Origin of the sequence: Streptomyces sp. NPDC001903 (genome assembly GCF_042891345.1) — a bacterium.
Taxonomy (GTDB): Bacteria; Actinomycetota; Actinomycetes; order Streptomycetales; family Streptomycetaceae; genus Streptomyces.
The window spans coordinates 269017-290827 of sequence record NZ_JBIASZ010000005.1 but is presented as its reverse complement, the minus strand read 5'-3'; the positions used below and the strand labels follow the sequence as shown (position 1 = coordinate 290827).

The window sequence follows — 21811 nt, the reverse complement described above, 5'->3', positions numbered from 1 at the left end:
GCGGGCAGACCGCTATACCTGGAGGTTCCCCTCGTGCCCTGGCCTGCCGCCCTGCTGCCCCTGGCAGCCGACACCCCGGACCCGGCCGCTTCCGTCAAGGAGGCCCACGAGAGCGTCACCAACGCCGCCAGTTTCATCGAGGAGAACTGGGCCGGATGGCTGTACCTCGGCCTGAAGATCCTGCTGATCCTGGTGATCGCGGCCGCGCTCCGCTCGCTGGTCCGCAAGTCCTTGACCAAGCTCATAATGCGGATGAACCGGGGCGCCGAGGCCGTCGAGGGCATGGCGCTCGGCGGGCTGCTCGTGAACGCCGAGCGCCGGCGGCAGCGCTCCGAGGCGATCGGCTCGGTCCTGCGTTCGGTGGCTTCGTTCCTGATCCTCGGCACGGCCGGGCTGATGGTGCTCGGCGCGCTGGGCATCAACCTGGGCCCGCTGCTCGCGAGCGCCGGTGTGGCCGGTGTGGCGATCGGTTTCGGCGCGCGGAACCTGGTGACGGACTTCCTGTCCGGCGTGTTCATGATCCTCGAGGACCAGTACGGCGTCGGCGACAAGATCGACGCGGGGGTGGCCTCCGGCGAGGTCGTCGAGGTGGGCCTGCGCGTCACCAAGCTGCGCGGTGACAACGGCGAGATCTGGTACGTCCGCAACGGCGAGATCAAGCGGATCGGCAACCTCAGCCAGGGCTGGGCGACGGCGGGCGTCGCCGTCCAGGTCAAGCCGTCGGAGAGCCTGACCCGCATCCGCGAGGTGGTCAAGCACGTCGCCGAGGGCCTGGCCAAGGAGTCCCCGTGGGACGAGCGCCTGTGGGGCCCGGTGGAGGTGCTGGGTCTGGACGAGGTCCTGCTGGCCTCGATGACCGTGAAGGTCTCGGCGAAGACGATGCCGGGCCAGCAGTTCGCCGTGGAGCGCGAGCTGCGCTGGCGGATCAAGGAGGCCTTCGACGAGGCCGGGATCCGGATCATCGGCGGTCTGCCGGCCGCCGAGGACGAGGAGGAGGCGGCCGACCCCTCGGCCGCCGTGTCCGCGCCGTCGGCGCTCGCGAACCCGGCCTCCCCTCAGTCGCTGGCCACCGCCCCGATCCCGCCGCCGGCCTCCGGCACCCCGCGGATCACCAAGTAGCCGCCCCTCCCCCTCCAAGCACTCCCGCACCACCCCGCTGCCCCCGCAGGTCATTTCTGCGGGGGCAGCGGCATTGACACAGCTCAAACACCGATAGGAAACTTACCTAACAGTTCCTGACGACCAGGGCCACGGCCCCGTGAGCGGAGAGCGCCCATGACCGGCACCACCCCGGGTACCCCCAGCCTGCTGCGCGTCATGAACGACCGCGCCGCGCTGGACCTGCTGCTGGAGCACGGGCCCCTGTCGCGCACCCGGATCGGCCGGCTCACCGGGCTCTCCAAGCCCACCGCCTCCCAGCTGCTGGCCCGGCTCGAAGCCGCCGGGCTCGTCGTGGCCTCCGGCACCGCCGGCGGCCGCCCCGGCCCCAATGCCCAGCTGTACGGGGTCAACCCGCGCGCCGCCCACGTCGCCGGACTGGACGTCACCCCGGGCGGGATCGTCGCGGCCGTCGCCGACCTCACCGGCGAGGTGATCGGCGGCCACGAGCTCCCGTACACCGAGGGCACCGGGGCCGTCGAGCGCGTCACCCGGGCCCTCGGCGGCGCCGTCGCGGACGCCGGGCTCCGGCGCTCCGACGTCCACCGGGTCGTCATCGCCACCCCCGGGTCCTTCGATCCGAGCACCGGCGCGCTGCGCTACGCCGACCACCTGCCCGGCTGGCACTCCCCCACCCTCCTGGAGGAGCTGGCGGCGGCCCTGCCGATGCCGGTCGAGTACGAGAACGACGTGAACCTGGCCGCGGTCGCCGAGCAGCGGCTCGGCGCGGCCCGCGGCCACGGGGACTTCGTCCTGCTGTGGAACGAGGAGGGGCTCGGCGCCGCCCTGGTGCTCGGCGGCCGGCTGCACCGCGGCTGGACCGGCGGCGCGGGGGAGGTCGGGTTCCTGCCCGTACCGGGCCATCCCCTGGTCCGGCAGGTCGCCCGGGTCAACTCCGGCGGCTACCAGGAGCTGGCCGGCGTACAGGCGGTGCCCGGGATGGCGGCCGCGCTGGGCATCGGGGCGCCGCCCGGTCCCGCCGCCGGACCGCAGGCCCCACCCGTCGCGGCGGCGGTCGCGCTGCTGGCGCGGGCCGCCGAGCAGCCCGAGGGGGCGAACCTGCTGCTCCTCCAGCGGTACGCCACCGCCCTGGCCACCGGAATCGCCGCGCTGGTCGCCGTACTGGACCCGGAGATCGTGGTCCTGTCCGGAGCGGTGACCGCCGCCGGCGGGGACGTACTGCGCGGGCTCATCGAGGCCGAGCTCGCCGATCTCGCCGCCTCCCGGCCGCGCCTGGTGTCCGGCACCGTGCGCGAGCGGCCCGTACTGCGCGGCGCGCTGGAGAGCGCCCTCGCCGCCACCCGCGACGAGGTCTTCGACACCTCGCGCCGCTGACCGCCCCACCCCCGAAGAAACAGAACCACCAGCACCACCAGCACCCCCGGCACCGCCCCGTCACTCTCCTCGTCGCATCCCCTGGCACCCGTCCCGGAAGTTCCTCCCGCAGAGAGCGAGCCCCGCCATGCCCAGAACCCGCCGTCTGACCGCCGTGGCCACCGCCGTCGCCGCGCTGTCCGTCCTCGCCACCGCCTGTACGGGCCAGAGCGGATCCGCGGCTTCCGACGATCCGAACAAGGAGGTCACGCTCAACTTCTGGCACGGCTGGTCCGCGCCGAGCGAGGCCAAGGCGATCGAGGAGAACATCGCCCGGTTCGAGAAGGCGCACCCGAACATCAAGGTCAAGGTCACGGGCAACATGACCGACGACAAGATCAACCAGGCGCTCCGGGCGGGCGGGGACAAGGCCCCCGACGTGGTCTCCTCGTTCACCACCGACAGCGTCGGCAAGTTCTGCAACTCCGGCGCCTTCGCCGACCTCAACCCCTTCCTTCGGAAGGCCGGCATAGACAAGGCGAAGGTCTTCCCCAAGACCCTGCTGGACTACACCCAGTTCAACGGCAACCAGTGCACGCTGCCGCTGCTGAACGACGCCTACGGCCTCGTCTACAACAAGGACGCCTTCAAGGCCGCGGGCATCACCGAGCCGCCGAAGACCTGGAGCCGGTTCGTCGAGGTCGCGCAGAAGCTGACCAAGCCCAACGGGGACTCGTACGACCAGCTCGGCATCATGCCGACCTACCACGGCTACGAGACCACCCCCGTGCGCCTGGCCGCCCAGTGGAGCCCGAAGTACTTCGACGCCGACGGCAAGTCGAACCTGGCCAAGGACCCGGCGTTCGCGAACATGCTGACGGCCCAGAAGGACCTGGTGGCCAAGCTCGGCGGCTACGAGAAGCTGGAGAAGTTCCGCAGCACCTTCGGCGACGAGTGGAGCGCCGAGCACCCCTTCCACAAGGGGCAGGTCGCGATGCAGATCGACGGCGAGTGGCGGGCCGCGATGGCCAAGGAGGCCGGGGTCACCTTCGAGATCGGCACCGCGCCGCTGCCGGTGCCGGACGACCAGGCCGCCGACTACGGCAAGGGCTACCTCTCCGGCACGATCATGGGCATCGCCTCGGGCAGCAGGAAGCAGAACGCCTCCTGGGAGCTGGTGAAGTACATGACCACCGACACGGAGGCGGTCGTGGCCTTCGCCAACGCCATCCACAACGTGCCCTCCACCCTGGCGGCCCTGGACTCCCCGAGCCTGCAGGTCACCCCGGAGTTCAAGACCTTCCTCGACATCGCGCGGCACCCGAAGTCGAACACCACCCCGGCCCAGGCCGACGGCGGCACCTACCAGCTGACCTTCCAGGACCTCGCGTACGCGGTCGAGAAGGGTGACGTCGCCGACGTCCCGGCCGGTCTTGCCAAGACCGGCCAGCAGATCGACACGGACATCGCGAAGGCGAAGTAGCCCCGATGACCAGCAGCAGCACCAGCGCCGGGAGCGCCGCCGTCGCCCTCGCACCCCCGCTGCGGGCGAAGCGCCGCCGGGCCGCCCTGCGGACCGCGGCCTTCATGTCCCCCTGGCTGATCGGGTTCGCCGTCTTCTTCGCGTACCCGCTCGCCTCCACCGTGTACTTCTCCTTCACGAAGTACGACGGCTTCCGCCCGCCCGTCTTCAACGGCCTGGACAACTGGACGTACGTCTTCACGGACTATCCGCTGTTCTGGCCGGCCATGCGCAACACCCTGTGGCTGGTCGTGGTGATGGTCGCCTGCCGGGTCGTCTTCGGCCTCGGCGTCGGCCTGCTCATCACCAGGATCAAGACCGGGGCGGGGGTCTTCCGGACCCTGTTCTACCTGCCCTACCTGGCTCCGCCGGTGGCCGCGACCCTGGCCTTCGTCTTCCTGCTCAACCCCGGCACCGGCCCGGTCAACACCCTGCTGGAGGGGGTCGGCCTGCCCGCGCCCGGCTGGTTCACCGACGCCGACTGGTCCAAGCCCGCGCTGACCGTCCTCGCGGTGTGGGGGGTCGGCGACCTCATGGTCATCTTCATGGCCGCGCTGCTCGACGTACCGAAGGAGCAGTACGAGGCCGCGGAGCTGGACGGGGCCGGGGCCTGGGCGCGGTTCCGGCACATCACCCTGCCGAACATCTCGCCGATCATCCTGTTCGCGGTGGTCACCGGGGTCATCCAGGCCATGCAGTACTACACGCAGCCCCTGGTGGCGGGGAAGGTCGCCGCGGGTGTCATCGGCGGCTCGGGCCAGCAGTTCGAGCCGGGCTACCCCGACAAGTCCACGCTGACCCTCCCCCAGGTCGTCTACAACGTCGGCTTCCAGCGCTTCGACTACGGCACCGCGTGTGTCGTCGCGCTGGTCCTCTTCGCCCTGTCCATGGCCTTCACCGCGCTGCTGATGCGCCGCCGTGGCGGGCTGATCGGAGCAGGTGACTGAGATGGCCCAACTGACCGACACGACGGCGCCCGCGGCCGCGGCGAACTCCGGGGCGGCCGCAGGAACGGCCGGACCGCGCCGCGGCGCCGGCCCCGGCGCCGGGCGCAGGGCCCTCCTGCACTGGGTCGGCGTGCACGCCCTCGGCGTCGCCGCCGCGCTGTTCTTCGTCCTCCCCTTCGTCTTCCTCTTCCTGACCTCCCTGATGAGCGACCAGCAGGCGCTGACCCGCGACCTGGTGCCCGACACCTGGGAATGGGGCAACTACGCCAAGGTGTGGAACACCCCGGGATTCCTGACCTGGTGGCGCAACACCCTGCTGTACGCGGGGCTGGGCACGCTGCTGACCGTGGTCTCCTCGGTGCCCGTCGCGTACGCGCTGGCCAAGTTCCGCTTCCGCGGGCGGCGGCTGTCGCTGCTGCTGGTGATCGCCATGATGATGCTGCCGCCGCAGGTGGTGGTCATCCCGATGTACCTGTTCTGGGCCAAGCAGCTGGACCTGTCCGGCACCCTGTGGCCGCTGATCATCCCGATGGCCTTCGGCGACGCGTTCTCCATCTTCCTGCTCCGCCAGTTCCTGCTCACCATCCCGGACGAGTACCTGGACGCGGCCAGGGTCGACGGCTGCGGAGAGCTCCGCACCCTGCTGCGCGTCGTCCTGCCGATGGCCAAGCCCGGGATCGCCGCCGTCGCGCTGTTCCAGTTCTTCTCCGCCTGGAACGACTACTTCGGCCCGCAGATCTACGCCTCGGACAACCCCGCCGCCTGGACCCTCAGTTACGGGCTGGAGTCCTTCAAGGGGGCGCACCACACCAACTGGAACCTCACCATGGCCGCGACCGTGCTGGTCATGGCGCCGGTGATCGTCCTCTTCTTCTTCGCCCAGAAGGCGTTCGTCGAGGGCGTCACCCTGACGGGAGTGAAAGGCTAGTGACCATGAAACTCGCAGTGGTGGGCGGCGGTTCCACCTACACGCCCGAGTTGATCGACGGCTTCGCACGGCTGCGCGACACCCTGCCGATCAGCGAGCTCGTACTGATCGACCCCGCCACCGAGCGGCTGGAGCTGATCGGCGCGCTGGCCCGGCGGATCTTCGCCAAGCAGGGGCACCCGGGGCGGGTCACCACCACCGCCGATCTCGACGCGGGCGTCGAGGGCGCCGACGCGGTCCTGCTCCAGCTGCGCATCGGCGGGCAGGCGGCCCGGCTCCAGGATGAGACCTGGCCCCTGGAGTGCGGCTGCGTGGGGCAGGAGACCACGGGCGCCGGCGGTCTCGCCAAGGCGCTGCGGACGGTCCCGGTGGTGCTGGACATCGCCGAGCGGGTCCGGCGGGCCAACCCGGACGCCTGGATCATCGACTTCACCAACCCGGTCGGCATCGTCACCCGCGCCCTGTTGCGGGCCGGGCACAAGGCCGTCGGCCTGTGCAACGTGGCCATCGGCTTCCAGCGGAAGTTCGCCGCCCTGCTGGACCTGGCCCCCTCCGACATCCACCTGGACCACGTGGGCCTCAACCACCTCACCTGGGAAATGGGGGTGCGCAAGGGCGGCCCCGACGGCGAGGACCTGCTGCCCGGGCTGCTCGCCGAGCACGGCGCGGCCGTAGCCGAGGACCTGCGGCTGCCGCGCGCGGTGCTGGACCGCCTCGGCGTCGTGCCCTCGTACTACCTGCGGTACTTCTACGCGCACGACGCCGTGGTGCGCGAGCTGGGCGGCAAGCCCTCGCGGGCCGCCGAGGTCGCCGCGATGGAGCAGGAGCTGCTCGCCCTGTACGCCGATCCGGCGCTGGACGAGAAGCCGGAGCTGCTGGCCAAGCGGGGCGGGGCCTTCTACTCGGAGGCGGCCGTGGACCTGGCGGCGGCGCTGCTGGGCGACGGCGGGCCGGGCCCGGCCGCCGTGCAGGTGGTCAACACGCTCAACAACGGCACCCTGCCGTTCCTCCCGGACGACGCGGTGATCGAGGTGCAGGCCCGGGTGGACCGGTCCGGCCCGGTGCCGCTGGCCGTGCCGCGCCTCGACCCGCTGTACGCCGGACTGGTCGCGCACGTCACGGCGTACGAGGACCTGGCGCTGGACGCGGCCGTACGGGGTGGCCGCGAGCGGGTCTTCAAGGCGCTGCTGGCGCACCCGCTGGTCGGCCAGTTCGACCTCGCCGAGGGTCTGACCGACCGTCTCCTCGCGCACAACAAGGAGCACCTGCCATGGGCGTGAAGTCTCCCGCCCGGCTCGCCCGGCCCGCCGTCCTGGCCATCGACGCGGGCAACAGCAAGACGGACGCGGCCCTGATCGCCGCGGACGGAACGGTCCTGGGCACCGGGCGCTCCGGCGGCTTCCAGCCGCCGCGCACCGGCGTCGAGGAGGCGGTGGACGTCCTGGGGCGGGCGGTCGCGGAGGCCGTCGAGGCGGCCGCGCTGCCCCTGCCCGCGCCCGGGTCGCCGTACGCCGACCAGGTCGCGGCGTGTCTGGCCAATGCCGACCTCCCGGTGGAGGAGCGGCAGCTCGCGGAGGCGATCGGCGCGCGCGGCTGGGGCTCGGCCACCCGGGTGTTCAACGACACCTTCGCGATCCTGCGCGCCGGGCTCTCCTCGGGCGAGCCGCCGCGGGGCGTCGCGGTGGTGTGCGGGGCGGGCATCAACTGCGTGGGGATGCGGCCCGACGGGCGCACGGCCCGCTTCCCGGCCCTCGGCCAGATCTCCGGGGACTGGGGCGGCGGGGGCGGGCTGGCCTCGGAGGCCCTGTGGTGGGCGGCGCGGGCGGAGGACGGCCGGGGCGGCCCGACGGAGCTGGCGGCGGCGCTGCCGGGGCACTTCGGGCTCGGTTCGATGGCCGAGCTGATCGAGGCGCTGCACCTGGGGGCCCTGGCGCACGCGCGGACCCACGAGCTGGTGCCCGTGCTGTTCTCGGTGGCCGCGGCGGGCGATGCGGTGGCCTCGGCGATCGTGGAGCGGCAGGCGGACGAGGTGGTGGCGCTGGCTTCGGTGGCACTGGCCCGGCTGGACCTGCTGGAGGAGGAGGCTCCGGTACTGCTCGGCGGCGGTGTCCTCACGGCCGGTCACGGGCAGCTGGACGAGCGGATCGCGGCGGGGCTGGCCCGGCGCGCACCGCATGCCCGGGTGTCGGTGGTCTCGGCCCCGCCGGTGCTGGGTGCCGGGCTGCTGGGGCTGGACGCGCTCGGGGCCCTGCCCGAGGCCCATGGAAAACTCCGTGCCCATTTCGGGTGAACCCGCCCCGGCAGGCCCCGGGTCTGGAACCGTGGCGGCCGTGGAGACGTATTCACGGTGAAGGGGCGGGGTCGGCGCACATCGGGGGTGGATCGCCAAGATCCGGCACCGGGTGCTGTGGTTGCCCGCCACTACGGCCATACTGCTGCGGAGCAGTCAGGACCGAGGGGGAGGTCACGGTGGCCATCACATCACGCGCGCCCGCGCCGGGGGGCGCTGTCGCCGTGCCGCCCCCCGGGCCGCCACAGGGTCCTCCCCGTCCGGGTACGGCCTGGGCCGAGGGCGTGGAGCGGCTGCGTGCGGCCGCCACGACCGAGCCCGGCCGGCTGCGGATCATCGGGGCCGTCCTGGCGGCGCTCGTCCTGCTGTTCGGCCTGGTGACCGTCTGGGAGATCTCCGCCCGGGTCGGCGCCGCGGACGACGTGGTGGGCCGCAGCCAGCCGCTGAGCGCGGACGCGGCGAGCATCTACCGCTCCCTCGCAGATGCCGACACGGCCTCCTCCAGCGGGTTCCTGGCCGGCGGCGACGAGCCGCGCGAGGTCCGCGAGCGGTACGAGAAGGACATCTCCAACGCCTCGAAGCTGCTGGTGAACGCGGCCGCGAACACCGGGGCGGACGAGGATTCGCGCAAGCAGATCGCGCTGCTGAGCGAGCGGCTCCCGCGCTACACGGGCCTGATCGAACAGGCCCGGGCCACGAACAAGCAGGGCCTGCCGCTGGGCGGCGCCTATCTGCGGTACGCCAACGAGCAGATGAGCACCCAGCTGCTGCCCGCCGCGCAGCGGCTGTACGAGGCGGAGACGGACCGGCTCTACACGGACTACGACGACGCCCGCGCGCTGCCGCTGGCCTCGCTCGGCGCGGGCCTGCTCGCGCTCGCCGCGCTGGCGTGGGCGCAGCGCCGCAACTACCGCCGCACGAACCGCGTCTTCAACCACGGCCTCGTGGCGGCGACGGCCGCCTCGCTGGTGGTGCTGCTGTGGCTGGCCGTGGGACACACGGTCGCCCGGTCCGGGCTGGCCGAGGCCCGGGCGGACGGGCAGGAGTCGCTGAAGGTGCTCAACGACGCGCGGATCGCCTCGCTCCAGGCGCGCGCCAGTGAGAATCTGACCCTGATCGCGCGGGGCGCCGTTCTGGCCGCGGACAACAAGTCCGACAAGTACGACGTGGACTTCACGGCCGAGATGAAGGAGCTGGACGCGGGTCTGGCGAAGGCGCAGAAGCTCGCCGACGACAGCAGCGGGCGGGATCCGGTGGCCCGCGCAGCGGACGGCGTCAAGGAGTGGAAGCAGCGGCACGCGGCTGCCCGGGAGACCGACCTGCGCGGGGACTACCAGGCCGCGCTGCCCCAGGTCATCGGGGACAAGGACCACAAGGACAGCAGCGGGGCCTCGTTCGACACGGTGGACGCGTCCCTGGAGCAGGCACTGGCCCATGAGCAGAAGGAGTTCACCCGGGCGGCCCGGGGCGGGCTCGGCGCGCTGGGCGGTTTGGTGACGGGTTCGGCGGCCCTGGCGGTCGTCGGCGCGGCGGCGGCACTGCTCGGCATCGGGCGCCGGCTTTCGGAGTACAGGTGACAGCGATGCGGATACGCGTGAAGTCCCACGACGACGGCCACGGCGAGGGCCGCGGAGGCGGAGCACCCGGTGCGGCCGGGGTGCCCGGCCCGGTGCCGCGTGCTTCCGGGCCTCGGCGCGTCGCGGCCCGGCTGCGCGGCTGGGGCGGGGTGAGCGCGATGGCCGCCGCCTGCGCGGTGACGGCCGCGGCCGTCCTGCTGCCGCTGGCCCAGGCGGCCCCGGAGAGCGGCCGCCCGGCCGTCGTCCGCGAACCCGCCTCGATGGCGGCCGCCCCGGCCCCCTGGTCGCTCACCGACACCTGCCAGGACCCGGAGGCCAGCCTGCGCCCGAACGGGGCGGACGGGCCGGCCATCGAGCGGATCCGCAAGGCGGGCAAGCTCGTCGCGGGCGTGGACCAGAACAGCTTCAAGTGGGGCTACCGCAACCCGGTCGACGGCCGCCTCGACGGCTTCGACATCGCCCTCGTCAAGGCCATCGCGAAGGACATCCTGGGCGACGAGAACGCGGTCATCTACCGGGCCATCCCCACCAGCCAGCGCGTCCCCGCGCTCCAGGACGGCCGCGTCGACGTCGTCGTACGGACCATGACGATCAACTGCAAGCGGCTGGAGGACGTCGCGTTCTCGACGGCGTACTTCGAGGCCGGGCAGCAGGTCCTGGCCCCCAAGGGCTCGCCGATCACCGGATACGACGCCTCGCTGAAGGACCGCCGGATCTGCACCGCGGCCGGCTCCACGGCCGAGGCCGCGCTGAAGGCCCAGCCGTACGGATCGGTTCCGGTGAGCGTGCCCAACCAGCTGGACTGCCTGGTCCGGCTCCAGCTGGGCGAGGTGGACGGCATCATCACGGACAACGCGCTCGCGGCCGGCCAGGCCGCGCAGGACCCGTCGGTCCGCCTCGTCGGCTCCCCGTTCACCAGGGAGTTCTACGGGGTGGCCATGAACAAGGACGCCTCCGACCTGGTGCGCCGGGTCAACAAGGTGCTGGAGAACTACCGCGCCGGTGGTGACAACAGCCCCTGGATGCAGGCGTACGTGACGCACCTCAAGCCCGTTCTGCCCGGTGTGGCCGGACCGCCCGCGCCGAAGTACCGGGACGGCTGAGACAGGTGGCAGAGTCGGAGCCCGATGTCGGGGAAGCGGAGGCGGGGCTTGTGGAGGCGCAGTCGGCAGTGATGGACCGGGACGACGTCGACCGCGCCCTGGCCCGGCTCGGCGCGGAGCACGAGGCCGTCGAGACCTCCCTGCTCGCCCTCCAGGACCACGCCGGGCGCAGGCTGCTGGAAGGGGCCGGGCTGACCGGCGTGACCAAGGAGCGGTGGGCGGCGGCCGACGCCGCCATCACCCGGCTGTGGACGTACTTCGACGCCTACAGCGGGGCGCTGGGCGCCGCCCGGGAGATCCGCGAGCGGCGCCGCTGGCCCGGCCGCGAGGAGCTGGTCGAGCTGACCGAGCGGCTGCGCGGTCCCGGGGTGCTGATCGCCGGGGCCGGGGCGGAGGGCGTGGCATTGGCGGAGCGGCTCTCGCTCGCCGAGCTGGTGTCGCGGATGAACGAGCTGTACGCGAGCTCGCTGGACGTGGTGGTGGCCGCCGACTCGGTGTGGTCGGCGCTGCCCGCCCGCATCGACCTGCTCGCGGCCGAACTGCACCGCACCCGCTCGCTGGCCCACTCGGTGGGGGTCCGCCCGGGCGAACACCCTTCGGGCGACGACCTGGAGGCGATCACCGCCGAGCTGGCCGGGCTGCGGGAACAGGTGATCGCCGACCCGCTGGCGTTCTGGCAGCCGGTGGCGGGGAGTTCCGCGCCGGGCGGCGGCCGTCCGGACACCACCCGGTACGACCGCGCGGCGGTCGCGCTGGAGGACGTACGGCGGGAGATCGAGGCGGTCCTGGCCGTACGGCAGGACGCCGAGCAGCGGCTGATCAGCCTGCGGGACGTGCTCTCGCGGGCCGACCGGACCCTGGCGGAGGCGCGGACGGCGCGCGGCGAGGTACTGGCGAAGATCGCGGCTTCGGAGGTGCCGGTGGTGAGCGGGCCGCCGACGGCGCTGCAGGAGCAGTTGGCCGCCGCGGCCGAGTACCGCCGCCAGGCTCAGTGGCACCGGCTCTCGCCGCTGCTGGATTCGCTGGAGGAGCGGGCCGAGGAGGAACTGCGCCGGGCCCGCGAATCGTTGACGGCGGTGACGGCGCCCCTGGCGGTACGGGCGGAGCTGCGCGGGCGGCTGGACGCGTACAAGGCGAAGGTGGCCCGGCACGGCATGGCGGAGGATCCCCTCCTGATCGAGCGGTACGACACGGCCCGGCGGATGCTGTGGAGCGCGCCCTGCGATCTGCGCGCCGCCGAGCAGGCCGTGCTGCGCTACCAACAGGCGACGGCCGAGTCTTTGGCACCGCCGCAGCCGCAGTACCGGCCCGAGGGGCCGGGGAAGGAGGAGGACGCATGAGTCTGGTCGGAACCGCGTGCGTCCGCCCCGGCTGCCCGGGGTCGTACGAGGACATGGGCGACGGCGAGCTGTACTGCGACACCTGCGGTCTGGCCCCGATCGGCGCCGTCGCGGCGGGCGCGGAGGAGCTGGTCTCGCCGCCGACGGGGATGACGAGCGCGGCCCGCCACCCCGATTCGCAGGGATCCCAGGGGTCGCACGGCTCGGCCCGGTCCGGCCGTTCGGGTTCGACCTCCGCCTCGGCGCGCTCCTCGCGGTCCTCGCGGTCCTCGTCCTCGCGCCGCTCGGTGTCGGGCCGGCTCTCGCGCTCCCTGGCGGGCGCCGCGTCCAGCCGCTCGGTGTCGGTGCGCAGTTCGGGCTCGGCGGCCGGGCCCTCGGGGCGCAGCCGGCTGGGCGCCGGGCTGGTCAACATCCCGGAGGTGCCGCGTCCGGATCCCTCGGCGGCGGTGCTGGAGAACCCGGAGGTGCCGGAGCGCAAGCGGTTCTGCTCGCGCTCGGACTGCGGGGCGCCGGTGGGCCGCTCGCGCGGGGACCGGCCGGGCCGCACCGAAGGCTTCTGCACCAAGTGCGGGCACCCGTACTCCTTCGTGCCCAAGCTGCGCGCGGGGGAGGTCGTCCACGGCCAGTACGAGGTGGCGGGCTGCCTGGCGCACGGCGGCCTCGGCTGGGTGTACCTGGCGGTGGACCGGGCCGTCTCGGACCGGTGGGTGGTGCTCAAGGGCCTGCTGGACACCGGGGACCAGGACGCGATGGCCGCGGCCATCTCGGAGCGGCGCTTCCTCGCGGAGATCGAGCACTCCAACATCGTGCGGATCTACAACTTCGTGGAGCACCTGGACCAGCGGACGGGTTCGCTGGACGGGTACATCGTCATGGAGTACGTGGGCGGCAAATCGCTGAAGGAGATAGCGAACGAGCGGCGCCGGCCGGACGGCCGGCGCGATCCGCTGCCGGTGGAGCAGGCCTGCGCGTACGGGATCGAGGCGCTGGAGGCGCTCGGGCACCTGCACAGCAGGAACCTGCTGTACTGCGACTTCAAGGTCGACAACGCGATCCAGCAGCAGGACCAGCTGAAGCTGATCGACATGGGCGCCGTGCGCCGGATGGACGACGAGGAGTCGGCCATCTACGGCACGGTGGGCTACCAGGCGCCCGAGGTGGCCGAGCTCGGCCCCTCGGTCGCCTCCGACCTGTACACGGTGGCGCGGACGCTGGCCGTCCTGACCTTCGACTTCCAGGGCTACACGAACGTGTTCGTGGATTCGCTGCCGGATCCGGAGCACATCGAGGTGTTCGGGCGGTACGAGTCCTTCTACCGGCTGCTGGTCCGGGCGACGGATCCGGATCCGGACCGGCGGTTCTCGTCCGCACAGGAGATGGCGGACCAGCTGACGGGCGTGCTGCGCGAGGTCGTCGCACTGCAGACGGGCCGGCCGCGGCCGCAGCTCTCCACGCTGTTCGGGCCGGAGTTGCGGGTTCCGGACACCCGGCTGTTCGCCGACCCGGCCGGGGCCGAGGTGTCCCGGCTGGGGGCGCGGGTGCCCGGTCCCACCGCGGGCGGGCGCAGGCTCGGGCGCCGGGCCGGACACCCGGCGGTCCTGCCGGCTCCGGCTTCCGCCCCGGCTCCGGGTACGGCCGGGGCGCCCTCCGGGAGCCCCGGGGCGGCGGCCCTCTCGGCGCCGCTCGGGACCACGGCGACGCACCGGGTCGGCGGGGCGGCGCGACCGGCCCCCGTGCCGGCTCCCCGGCAGGCTCCGGAGGGAGCCGCGGCCGGGCCGGTCCCGGTACCGGTTCCCGGGCCGGGCGTACGCGGCACGGAACTGGCCGCGCTGGAGGCCCGGGGCATGGCACTGGCCCTGCCGGTGCCGCTGGTGGACCCGGCCGACCCCAACGCGGGGTTCCTGGCCGGACTGCTGGCCTCCGCCCCGGGCGACCTGCTGGGCGCCCTGCGCTCGGCGCCCGCCGACTCGGCCGAGCTGCGCCTGCGCGAGCTGCGGGCCCGCCTGGAGCTGGGCGAGCTCGCCGCGGCCGCGGCCGCCCTGGCCGATCTGGAAGGCCGGCATCCGGACGACTGGCGGGTGGTGTGGGCGCGCGGGATCGCCTCGCTGGCCACCGGCGAGGACGAGATGGCGGCCCTGTCCTTCGACGCCATCTACGACGCCTTCCCGGGAGAACCCGCGCCGAAGCTGGCGCTGGGCCTGTGCGCGGAGATCCTGGGGCAGTTGGACAACGCCGCCGAGTACTACCGGCTGGTCTGGAGCACCGACCCGGGGTTCGTGAGCGCCGCCTTCGGGCTGGCCCGCGTCCAACTCGCCGCGGGCGACCGGTCCGGGGCGGTCCGCACGCTGGAGTCGGTGCCCGAGGCCTCGATCCACTACACCGCCGCACGGGTGGCGGCGGTACGGGCACGCCTGCGCGACCGGTCTCCCGAGGAGGCTCTGCTTCCGGATCTGACGGCGGCTGCCGCGCAGGTGGAGGCCCTGGAGCGGTTCGGTCTGGACGCGGTGCGGCACGAACGGTTGTCGACCGAGGTTCTGGGCTCGGCCCTGGACTGGGTACTGTCGGGTAGCCGGGGTTCCGACCCCGGTCGGACCTCGCTGCTCGGCAGTCAACTGGACGAGCGGGGCCTGCGCTTCGGCCTGGAGCGCTCGTACCGCGTGCTCGCGCGGCTGGCGCAGCGGGGCGAGGACAGGATCGAACTGGTGGAGCGGGCAAACCGTTTCCGTCCCCGGACGTGGGTGTGAGTGATGTCGATGCATCGGCCGTCTGGCTGCCCCAGCTGCGCGGAGCCCCTCGAGGAGGGTGACCGTTTCTGCGGCGTCTGCGGCTCTCCCGTGTCCGCCGCGCCCCCGACCGTGTCCCGGGACGATCCGACGCTCCCGATCCCGACCCTCCCGGCCCCGCCGACCGGCCCGACGGGGGGCTACGCCCTCGCGGAGCCCGCGCCCGGCTGGGGCAGTGTCGCGGCCGGTGCGGCGCCGACGCTGGTCGGGGACACCGCCGGGTGGTCCGCTGCGCAGGAGCCGGCCGCCGCGGACCCGGCGGCCCGGCCCGGCCCGGCTCACGAGCCGGCGCCCGCTCCCGCCCCTGTCCCGGCTCCCGCCGCGGCCCCCGCTCCCGCCCCGGCCCCCGCCGCGGCGGCTCCCGTACCGCCGCAGGGCTCCTCGTACGGAGCGCCCGGCCCGGCGTACGGCGGCGCGCCCGAGCAGTCGGCCCCCGGCGGCGGCGAGATCCGCCACGACCGGCCCGGCTCCACCCCCACCCCGCCCGAGGGGACGCCCTGGGGCGCGCCCGAAGCCCCGTACGGCGGCGCCGGTCCCGGGCACGAGGACCCGTACGCCGCCTCCGGCATCCCGAGCGGGCCCGCGGCCGGCGACGGCGGGAAGACCTGCGTGGCCTGCCGGGCCGGGCGGGTCGACACCGACGGGTACTGCGAACACTGCGGGCACGCCCAGCCCCGCGAGCGGGACCACCTGGAGGAGGAGCTCGGCAGCGTCGCCGCCGTCAGCGACCGCGGGCTGCGCCACCACCGCAACGAGGACTCGTTCGCGGTCGCGGCCACGGCCCTGCCCGACGGCTCGGCCGCCACCGTGGCCATCGTCTGCGACGGCGTCTCCTCCGCCAGCCGCCCCGACGAGGCGTCGGCCGCCGCGGCCGGCGCCGCCAACGAGGCCCTGCTCGAAGCCCTCCCGCGCGGGGCCCACCCCCAGGAGGCCATGCACGACGCCATCCTGGCCGCGGCCGCCGCCGTGAACGCCCTGGCCCCCGAGGTCCCCGGCGCGCAGAACGCCCCCGCCTGCACCCTGGTCGGCGCCGTCGTCAGCGGTGACCTGCTGACCGTCGGCTGGGTCGGCGACAGCCGCGTGTACTGGGTCCCGGACGACCGGGACGCGCTGCCGCGCCGCCTCACCGAGGACGACTCCTGGGCGGCCCAGATGGTCGCGGCCGGGCTGATGGGCGAGGCCGAGGCCTACGCGGATGTCCGCGCGCACGCCATCACCGGCTGGCTCGGGGCCGACGCGTACGACCTGGAGCCGCACACCGCCAGCTTCAAGCCGGACCACGCGGGCGTGGTGGTCGTCTGCACCGACGGCCTGTGGAACTACGCCGAGTCCGCACAGGACATGGCCCGCGTGCTGCCCCCCGACGCCGCCGCCCGACCCCTGCACAGCGCGCAGGTCCTGGTGGGGCACGCCCTCGACGGGGGCGGCCACGACAACGTCACCGTGGCGGTCGTCCCGTTCGCCGCCCCGGCCGGCCCGGGGGCGGCGAACGGGACGACCCCAGCGGCGGCTGCCCGGGCGGAATCGGAAACGGAAGGGCAAGTGGAACCGGAAGCCCGCCCTCAGGCCTGATCCACCCGCCCGCACCCCCGCCCTCTCCTAGGAGTCCAGTCGATGGCGAACTTCGCCAAGCCGAGCGCCCCGCGCTTCAGCGTGGAGGTGTACCAGAACGAGTTCCTCCCCGAGGGCGGGCGGGACGTCCACGCCATCGTCACGGTCACGTCCACGGGCGGCGCCGCCGCCACCCGGGCGACGGCCGCCCGGGGTTCGGCCGCCGTCGTGGTCATGGTGGACTGCTCGGGGTCCATGGAGTACCCGCCGGACAAGATGCGCGGCGCCCGCGAGGCCACGGCCGCCGCGATCGACACCCTGCGCGACGGCACCGCGTTCGCCGTCGTCGCCGGTACGCACGTGGCCAAGGAGGTCTACCCGGGCCAGGGCCGGCTCGCCGTCGCCGACCCGGCCACCCGCGCCCAGGCCAAGGAGGCCCTGCGCGGCCTGAGCGCCGGCGGCGGCACCGCCATCGGCACCTGGCTGCGCCTCGCCGACGGCCTGCTGCGCCAGTCCCCCGCCGCCATCCGGCACGGCATCCTGCTCACCGACGGCCGCAACGAGCACGAGGACCCGGCCGTGCTGCGCGCCACCCTGGAGGCCTGCGCGGGCCGCTTCACCTGCGACGCCCGCGGGGTGGGGACCGACTGGGAGGTCAAGGAGGTCACCGGCATCGCGAGCGCGCTGCTCGGCTCGGCCGACATCGTGGCCGATCCGGCGCACCTCACCGAGGACTTCACGCTCATGATGGAGAACGTCATGGGCAAGGAGGTCGCGGACGTGGCGCTGCGGCTGTGGACCCCGGTCGGCGTGGAGATCCAGTACGTCAAGCAGGTCGCGCCCACCGTCCAGGACCTCAGCGACCGGCGCACCGAGGCGGGCCCGCGCGCCGGCGACTACCCGACCGGGTCCTGGGGCGACGAGTCCCGCGAGTACCACGTGTGCGTGCGGGTCCCGGCCGCGTCCGTCGGCCAGGAGATGCTGGCCGCCCGCGCCACGCTCCTGCTGCCCGGTGCGCCGGGCGAGCCGCCGGCCACGCTCGCGCAGGGGCTCGTACGGGCGGTGTGGACGGACGATCTGGCCGCTTCCACCGCCATCAACCCGCAGGTCGCCCACTACACGGGACAGGCGGAACTCGCGCAGGCTATCCAACAGGGGCTGGAAGCGCGCAAAATGGGCGATGTCGACGGCGCCACGGCCAAGCTCGGCCGTGCCGTTCAACTGGCCAGTGCCTCGGGAAACGCGGACACGGCCAAACTGCTCGCGAAGGTGGTGGATGTCGTCGATGCGGCGGCGGGTACTGTGCGGCTGAAGGCGAAGGTCGCGGATGCCGACGAGATGACCCTCGAAACGCGTTCGATCCAGACCGTCCGTGTGAAGAAGTCCTGAGACCATCCGAGAGACCTGAGAAGACCTGACGCGATGACGCAGGCTGAAGGGGGAAGAGCCGCCATGCCGACCTGCCCGAACGGGCACCAGTCCGCCTCCGACGACTGGTGCGAGGTCTGCGGCCACCGCATGGCTGCCGCCGCGGGCGCGCCCGCGGCGCCCTCCTACGGCTACGGCTACCCTCCCACCACCGGTGAGCCGACCGCCCAGGCGGAGCTCTGCCCGCAGTGCCGGACCCCGCGCGAGGCGATGGCCCCGTTCTGCGAGGAGTGCCGGTACAACTTCCTGACGCGCTCGGCCACCTCGTACACGCCGCTCGCGCCGCAGGGCGCGGATGCGGGAGCCTCGGGCGGGAACGCCGCCGGGGCCACCCCGCCGCCGCCTCCGCCGCCGCCCGCTCCGCAGGTGCCCGCCTCGGCGCCCTTCTCCCAGGACCACTTCGAGTACCAGGGCTCCCGGCCCTCCCGGGTCAACCGGCCGGCCGAGCCGCTGCAGCGCGAGGACGACTGGCTGCTGCCCCCGCCGGCGCACGAGCAGCAGCAGGCGCAGGGCCTGCAGCAGCCGCAGTACCCGCAGCAGCCCCCGCCGCCGCTCCGGGAGTACCAGCAGCCGGAGTACCAGCAGCAGCCCCCGCAGCAGCACGAGTACCAGCAGGCGCCGCAGGCCCAGCAGCAGCAACAGCACCGGCCCCAGCAGCCGTTCCCGCCCCAGAGCACCGGCGCCTGGAGCGCGACGATCGGCCCCGACCGCTCGTACTTCATGGCGATGATGCAGCGCAGCGGCCCCGAGGCCGCCGGGCTCAACCTGCCCGCGTACTCCCCGGAGCAGCACCTTCCGCTCTCCGGCGGCCAGATCACCATCGGCCGCCGCCGCGCCTCCACGGGCGAGTCCCCCGACATCGACCTGTCGGTGCCCCCGGAGGACCCGGGCGTCTCCCACCAGCACGCGGTGCTCGTCCAGCAGCCCGATCTCAGCTGGGCGGTCGTGGACCAGAACTCCACCAACGGCACCACGATCAACGGTGGCGAGGAGCCGATCCAGCCCTACGTCCCGGTGCCGCTCACCGACGGCGACCGGGTCCACGTCGGCGCCTGGACGACGATCACGATCCGCCGCGGGTAGCCACGGCCCGACGGCTCCTCACTCCCCCAAGGGCCATACGTACGGGCCCTGGGGGTCGTCGAGCCAGGACCACTGCCCCTCCGCGCTGACCGTCACCCCGAACCGCTCGCGCCCCGGCCGCCCCTCGCCGCGCCACAGGTCCAGGGCCTCGCGCGGGTGCAGCGCGCCCGCGGTCAGTACGAGCATGAACTGGAACCGCTCGTTCTCCACGAACTCGTAGGGGAGCCCGTACGGCAGCCCGGGCGCGGCCGGCGAGGCCGTGGCCCCGCGCAGCGGGACGAAGTACGCCGGGGTGTGCAGGAAGCGGCCCTCCGCGAAATCGGCGTCCCGGACCGTCAGGGCGATCAGCCCGGTCGACAGCGGGGCCAGGATCCGCGCCCCGGGGCGGCACTGGCCGAGCCAGGCGTGCGGGACCAGCGGCAGCGTGCAGGTCACCAGGATCCGGTCGAAGGGGGCCCGGGAAGGGCAGCCGCGCGCCCCGTCGCCGGTGACCACGGTCGGCCGCTGGCCGAGCAGGGCCAGGTGCGCCCGCGCGGACTCGGTGATCTCCTCGTCCAGGTCGATGGTGGTGACGTGCTCCTCGCCGAGCCGGTGGCTGAGCAGCGCGGCGGTGTAGCCGGTGCCCGTGCCGATCTCCAGTACGTCGTCCCCGTCGCGGACGGCCAGCGCCTCCAGCATCTTCGCCATCAGGGACGGCTGGCTGCTGGAGGAGACCAGCTCGCCGTCGCGCAGCCGGGTCGCGAGCGGGGCGTCGGTGTAGACCCCGCGCAGCCAGCGGGCCCGGTGGGCCGGGTCCGGGTCCTCGCCCCACAGCCGCTCGTGGCCGGCCCCGCGGCCGGTGAAGAAGTACGGGACGAAGACGTGCCGGGGCACCGCCGCGAAGGCCGCCCGCCAGGCGGGATCCTCCAGCACCCCGGCGGCGGTCAGCTCCCGCACCTGGGCGGCGTGGGCGGTGTCCCGCAGGTCCCGCGCCCCGTCGTGCGCGGCGTGCGGAGGGCGTGCGGGACGGGCGGGACGTGCGGAGTGAGCGGCGTGTGCACCCATGGCTCCACTGTCCTGCGACCGGGCCCGGGAGGCGAACGGTGGCCGTCGAACCGTGGTCCTAAGACCTCCGTCCTCCGTCCGGGCGTCTGAGACGATGGTCGGGTGAATGAGATTCCGCGGGGCACGGTTCAGGAGCAGACGTTCTACGAGCAGGTGGGCGGCGAGGAGACCTTCCGCCGTCTGGTGCGGCGCTTCTACGAGGGGGTCGCGGGCGATCCCCTGCTGCGCCCGATGTACCCGGAGGAGGACCTCGGCCCGGCCGAGGAGCGGTTCGCCCTGTTCCTGATGCAGTACTGGGGCGGCCCGAACACGTACAGCGAGAACCGCGGCCACCCGCGCCTGCGGATGCGGCACGCCCCGTTCCAGGTGGACGCGGCCGCGCACGACGCGTGGCTGGGCCACATGCGCGTGGCGGTGGACGAGCTGGGCCTGGCGCCGGAGCTGGAAGCGCAGCTGTGGCGGTACCTGACGTACGCCGCCGCCTCGATGGTCAACACCGCGGGGTAGCCCGTACGGGAACCGCGAGCGGAGGGCGGGGCCCGCTGCTAGACGGGCCTCACCTGGAGGGCTCCCAGGCCCCCGGTGCCGCCGGGGCGGCGCATCGCGATCGAGCCGTACGGGGTGCGCAGCCGGAGCCAGCCGCCGGAGGCGAACAGGGCCACCGGGTCGGGGGCGGTGCCGGGAGCACCGGTACCCGTACCGGCACCGTTGCCGCTCGCCACGGCCGACCGGATCGGCCGCAGGAAGCCCAGGGACTGCGCGGCGTGCACGGCGCGCAGCGGGAGCTCGGTGTCGCCCAGCGTCCGGGACCAGATCTCGCGGCCGATGCGGTCCCGCTCGGACCGGGTCCGGTGCTGCGCGGGCAGGGCCTCGTCCCGGGCCCGGAACTCGGCCACGGAGGCGCTCAGCGCGGCCCGTACCGCCTCGGGGCCGGGCAGTCCCGGCAGCTGCCGCCAGCCGCCGCGGGGCGGGAGCACGCCGGTCCACGGCGGGCCGGTGACCGGCGCGGGGACGACGGCGCTCGCGGCGGCCTCGTCCACGGACTCCAGCAGCTCGCCCGCGGAGACGGTCACGTCCAGCGGGCCGGCGACGGGCACGGCGAGGCGCACCGTGCGGATGGCCAGCACCTCGAAGGAGGCCGGCCGCCCGAAGACGGCGACCGCGCCGCCGGCTGCCTGCAGACGGACAGCGGCGGCGCGGTCGTAGTGCACGAGCCGGCCCAGGAAGGCGGCGAGGTCCGCCGCCTCCCCGGAGTCGGCGAGGCACAGCCGTTCGGTCATGCGGCGATGCGGCCTTCCGCGCGCGAGCCCGCGGGCTCGTCGAGGTACTTCTCCAGGAAGTGCCTCTCCTCGGCCGAGATGCGGCGGGGCCGCCCCTCGGCGAGGTTGTACGGCACGACCACGGTCGAGGCCCTCACGTAGACCTTCTCCGGTGCGTCCTCGGTCGCCTCGTCCTTGACCTCGTAGCCGATGGTCAGCGACGCGGCGCCTATCCGCGTCACCCAGGACTCGATCAGGACGGGCTCGTGACGGTGCACGAGCGGCAGCTTGTAGTCGATCTCGTGGCGGGCCACGACGGACCCGCCCGTGAAGGACTCACTGCCCTCCCCCGGCGCCAGCCGGAACATGAAGTCGATCCTCGCCTCCTCCAGGTAGCGGAGGAACACCACGTTGTTGACGTGGCCGAAGGAATCCATGTCCGACCAGCGCAGCGGGCACCGGTAGTGATGTCTGGCCATGTTGC

General features: G+C 73.9%; 18 protein-coding genes. 15 read left to right on the top strand and 3 right to left on the bottom strand.

The genetic code is table 11. The annotated features are described in order from the left end of the window. Positions 1–33: 33 nt before the first annotated feature. The 14 genes from ACFYZS_RS13850 to ACFYZS_RS13785 all read left to right on the top strand — a co-directional run bounded on the left by ACFYZS_RS13850 (position 34) and on the right by ACFYZS_RS13785 (position 19024). Positions 34–1119 carry a mechanosensitive ion channel family protein gene (locus ACFYZS_RS13850; protein WP_389010928.1) on the top strand — a complete coding sequence of 362 codons (1086 nt, stop codon included), beginning with the start codon at positions 34–36 and terminating at the stop codon, positions 1117–1119. Positions 1120–1275: 156 nt separating this feature from the next. Next, positions 1276–2493, top strand: a complete 1218-nt coding sequence (locus tag ACFYZS_RS13845) for an ROK family protein (RefSeq protein WP_389010925.1) — start codon at positions 1276–1278, stop codon at positions 2491–2493. A 127-nt stretch (positions 2494–2620) separates the two neighbouring features. Then, entirely contained in the window at positions 2621–3955 is a 1335-nt protein-coding gene (locus ACFYZS_RS13840) for an ABC transporter substrate-binding protein (protein WP_389010922.1), read from the top strand. Positions 3956–3960: 5 nt separating this feature from the next. Next, positions 3961–4941 carry a carbohydrate ABC transporter permease gene (locus ACFYZS_RS13835; protein ID WP_389010919.1) on the top strand — a complete coding sequence of 327 codons (981 nt, stop codon included), beginning with the start codon at positions 3961–3963 and terminating at the stop codon, positions 4939–4941. Between the two features lies 1 nt (position 4942). Next, positions 4943–5869: a carbohydrate ABC transporter permease gene (locus tag ACFYZS_RS13830; RefSeq protein ID WP_389010917.1), complete on the top strand. Its 927-nt coding sequence runs from the start codon at positions 4943–4945 to the stop codon at positions 5867–5869. A gap of 5 nt (positions 5870–5874) precedes the next feature. Further along, entirely contained in the window at positions 5875–7149 is a 1275-nt protein-coding gene (locus tag ACFYZS_RS13825; protein WP_389010914.1) for a 6-phospho-beta-glucosidase, read from the top strand. Then, on the top strand, positions 7140–8159 hold the full coding sequence (locus ACFYZS_RS13820; protein WP_389010911.1) for an N-acetylglucosamine kinase: 1020 nt from the start codon (positions 7140–7142) through the stop codon (positions 8157–8159). The genes ACFYZS_RS13825 and ACFYZS_RS13820 overlap by 10 nt, the downstream gene beginning before the upstream one ends. A gap of 224 nt (positions 8160–8383) precedes the next feature. Next, on the top strand, positions 8384–9736 hold the full coding sequence (locus ACFYZS_RS13815; protein WP_389011658.1) for a hypothetical protein: 1353 nt from the start codon (positions 8384–8386) through the stop codon (positions 9734–9736). Between the two features lie 5 nt (positions 9737–9741). Continuing rightward, the gene (locus ACFYZS_RS13810) at positions 9742–10839 is read left to right on the top strand and encodes a glutamate ABC transporter substrate-binding protein (protein WP_389010908.1); all 1098 of its coding nucleotides are present in this window, start codon (positions 9742–9744) and stop codon (positions 10837–10839) included. Positions 10840–10910: 71 nt separating this feature from the next. Then, positions 10911–12179 (top strand): hypothetical protein, encoded by a 1269-nt coding sequence (locus tag ACFYZS_RS13805; RefSeq protein ID WP_389010905.1) that lies wholly within the window; start codon positions 10911–10913, stop codon positions 12177–12179. Next, a complete protein-coding gene (locus tag ACFYZS_RS13800; RefSeq protein WP_389010902.1) occupies positions 12176–14923 on the top strand; it encodes a tetratricopeptide repeat protein in 2748 nt (915 codons plus the stop codon). The genes ACFYZS_RS13805 and ACFYZS_RS13800 overlap by 4 nt, the downstream gene beginning before the upstream one ends. A 3-nt stretch (positions 14924–14926) precedes the next feature. Beyond that, positions 14927–16534, top strand: a complete 1608-nt coding sequence (locus ACFYZS_RS13795; protein ID WP_389010899.1) for a protein phosphatase 2C domain-containing protein — start codon at positions 14927–14929, stop codon at positions 16532–16534. Positions 16535–16576: 42 nt separating this feature from the next. After that, positions 16577–17902 (top strand): VWA domain-containing protein, encoded by a 1326-nt coding sequence (locus ACFYZS_RS13790; protein WP_389010896.1) that lies wholly within the window; start codon positions 16577–16579, stop codon positions 17900–17902. Between the two features lie 63 nt (positions 17903–17965). Continuing rightward, complete coding sequence (locus ACFYZS_RS13785; RefSeq protein WP_389010893.1) at positions 17966–19024, top strand: FHA domain-containing protein; 1059 nt, start codon at positions 17966–17968, stop codon at positions 19022–19024. An 18-nt stretch (positions 19025–19042) separates the two neighbouring features. On the opposite strand, the gene ACFYZS_RS13780 is transcribed toward ACFYZS_RS13785, so the two are convergent. Beyond that, the gene (locus tag ACFYZS_RS13780) at positions 19043–20068 is read right to left on the bottom strand and encodes a methyltransferase domain-containing protein (protein WP_389010890.1); all 1026 of its coding nucleotides are present in this window, start codon (positions 20066–20068) and stop codon (positions 19043–19045) included. A gap of 102 nt (positions 20069–20170) precedes the next feature. Between ACFYZS_RS13780 and ACFYZS_RS13775 the strand changes: the two genes are divergently transcribed. Beyond that, positions 20171–20575, top strand: coding sequence for a globin (locus tag ACFYZS_RS13775; protein ID WP_389010887.1), 405 nt, complete (start codon positions 20171–20173; stop codon positions 20573–20575). A 38-nt stretch (positions 20576–20613) separates the two neighbouring features. Here the strand turns inward: ACFYZS_RS13775 and ACFYZS_RS13770 are convergent, their stop codons facing one another. Together ACFYZS_RS13770 and ACFYZS_RS13765 are read right to left on the bottom strand one after the other, a co-directional pair. Further along, positions 20614–21348, bottom strand: coding sequence for a hypothetical protein (locus tag ACFYZS_RS13770; RefSeq protein WP_389010884.1), 735 nt, complete (start codon positions 21346–21348; stop codon positions 20614–20616). Then, positions 21345–21806 carry an acyl-CoA thioesterase gene (locus ACFYZS_RS13765; RefSeq protein WP_389010880.1) on the bottom strand — a complete coding sequence of 154 codons (462 nt, stop codon included), beginning with the start codon at positions 21804–21806 and terminating at the stop codon, positions 21345–21347. Before ACFYZS_RS13765 ends, ACFYZS_RS13770 begins: the two co-directional genes overlap by 4 nt. Positions 21807–21811 lie beyond the last annotated feature (5 nt).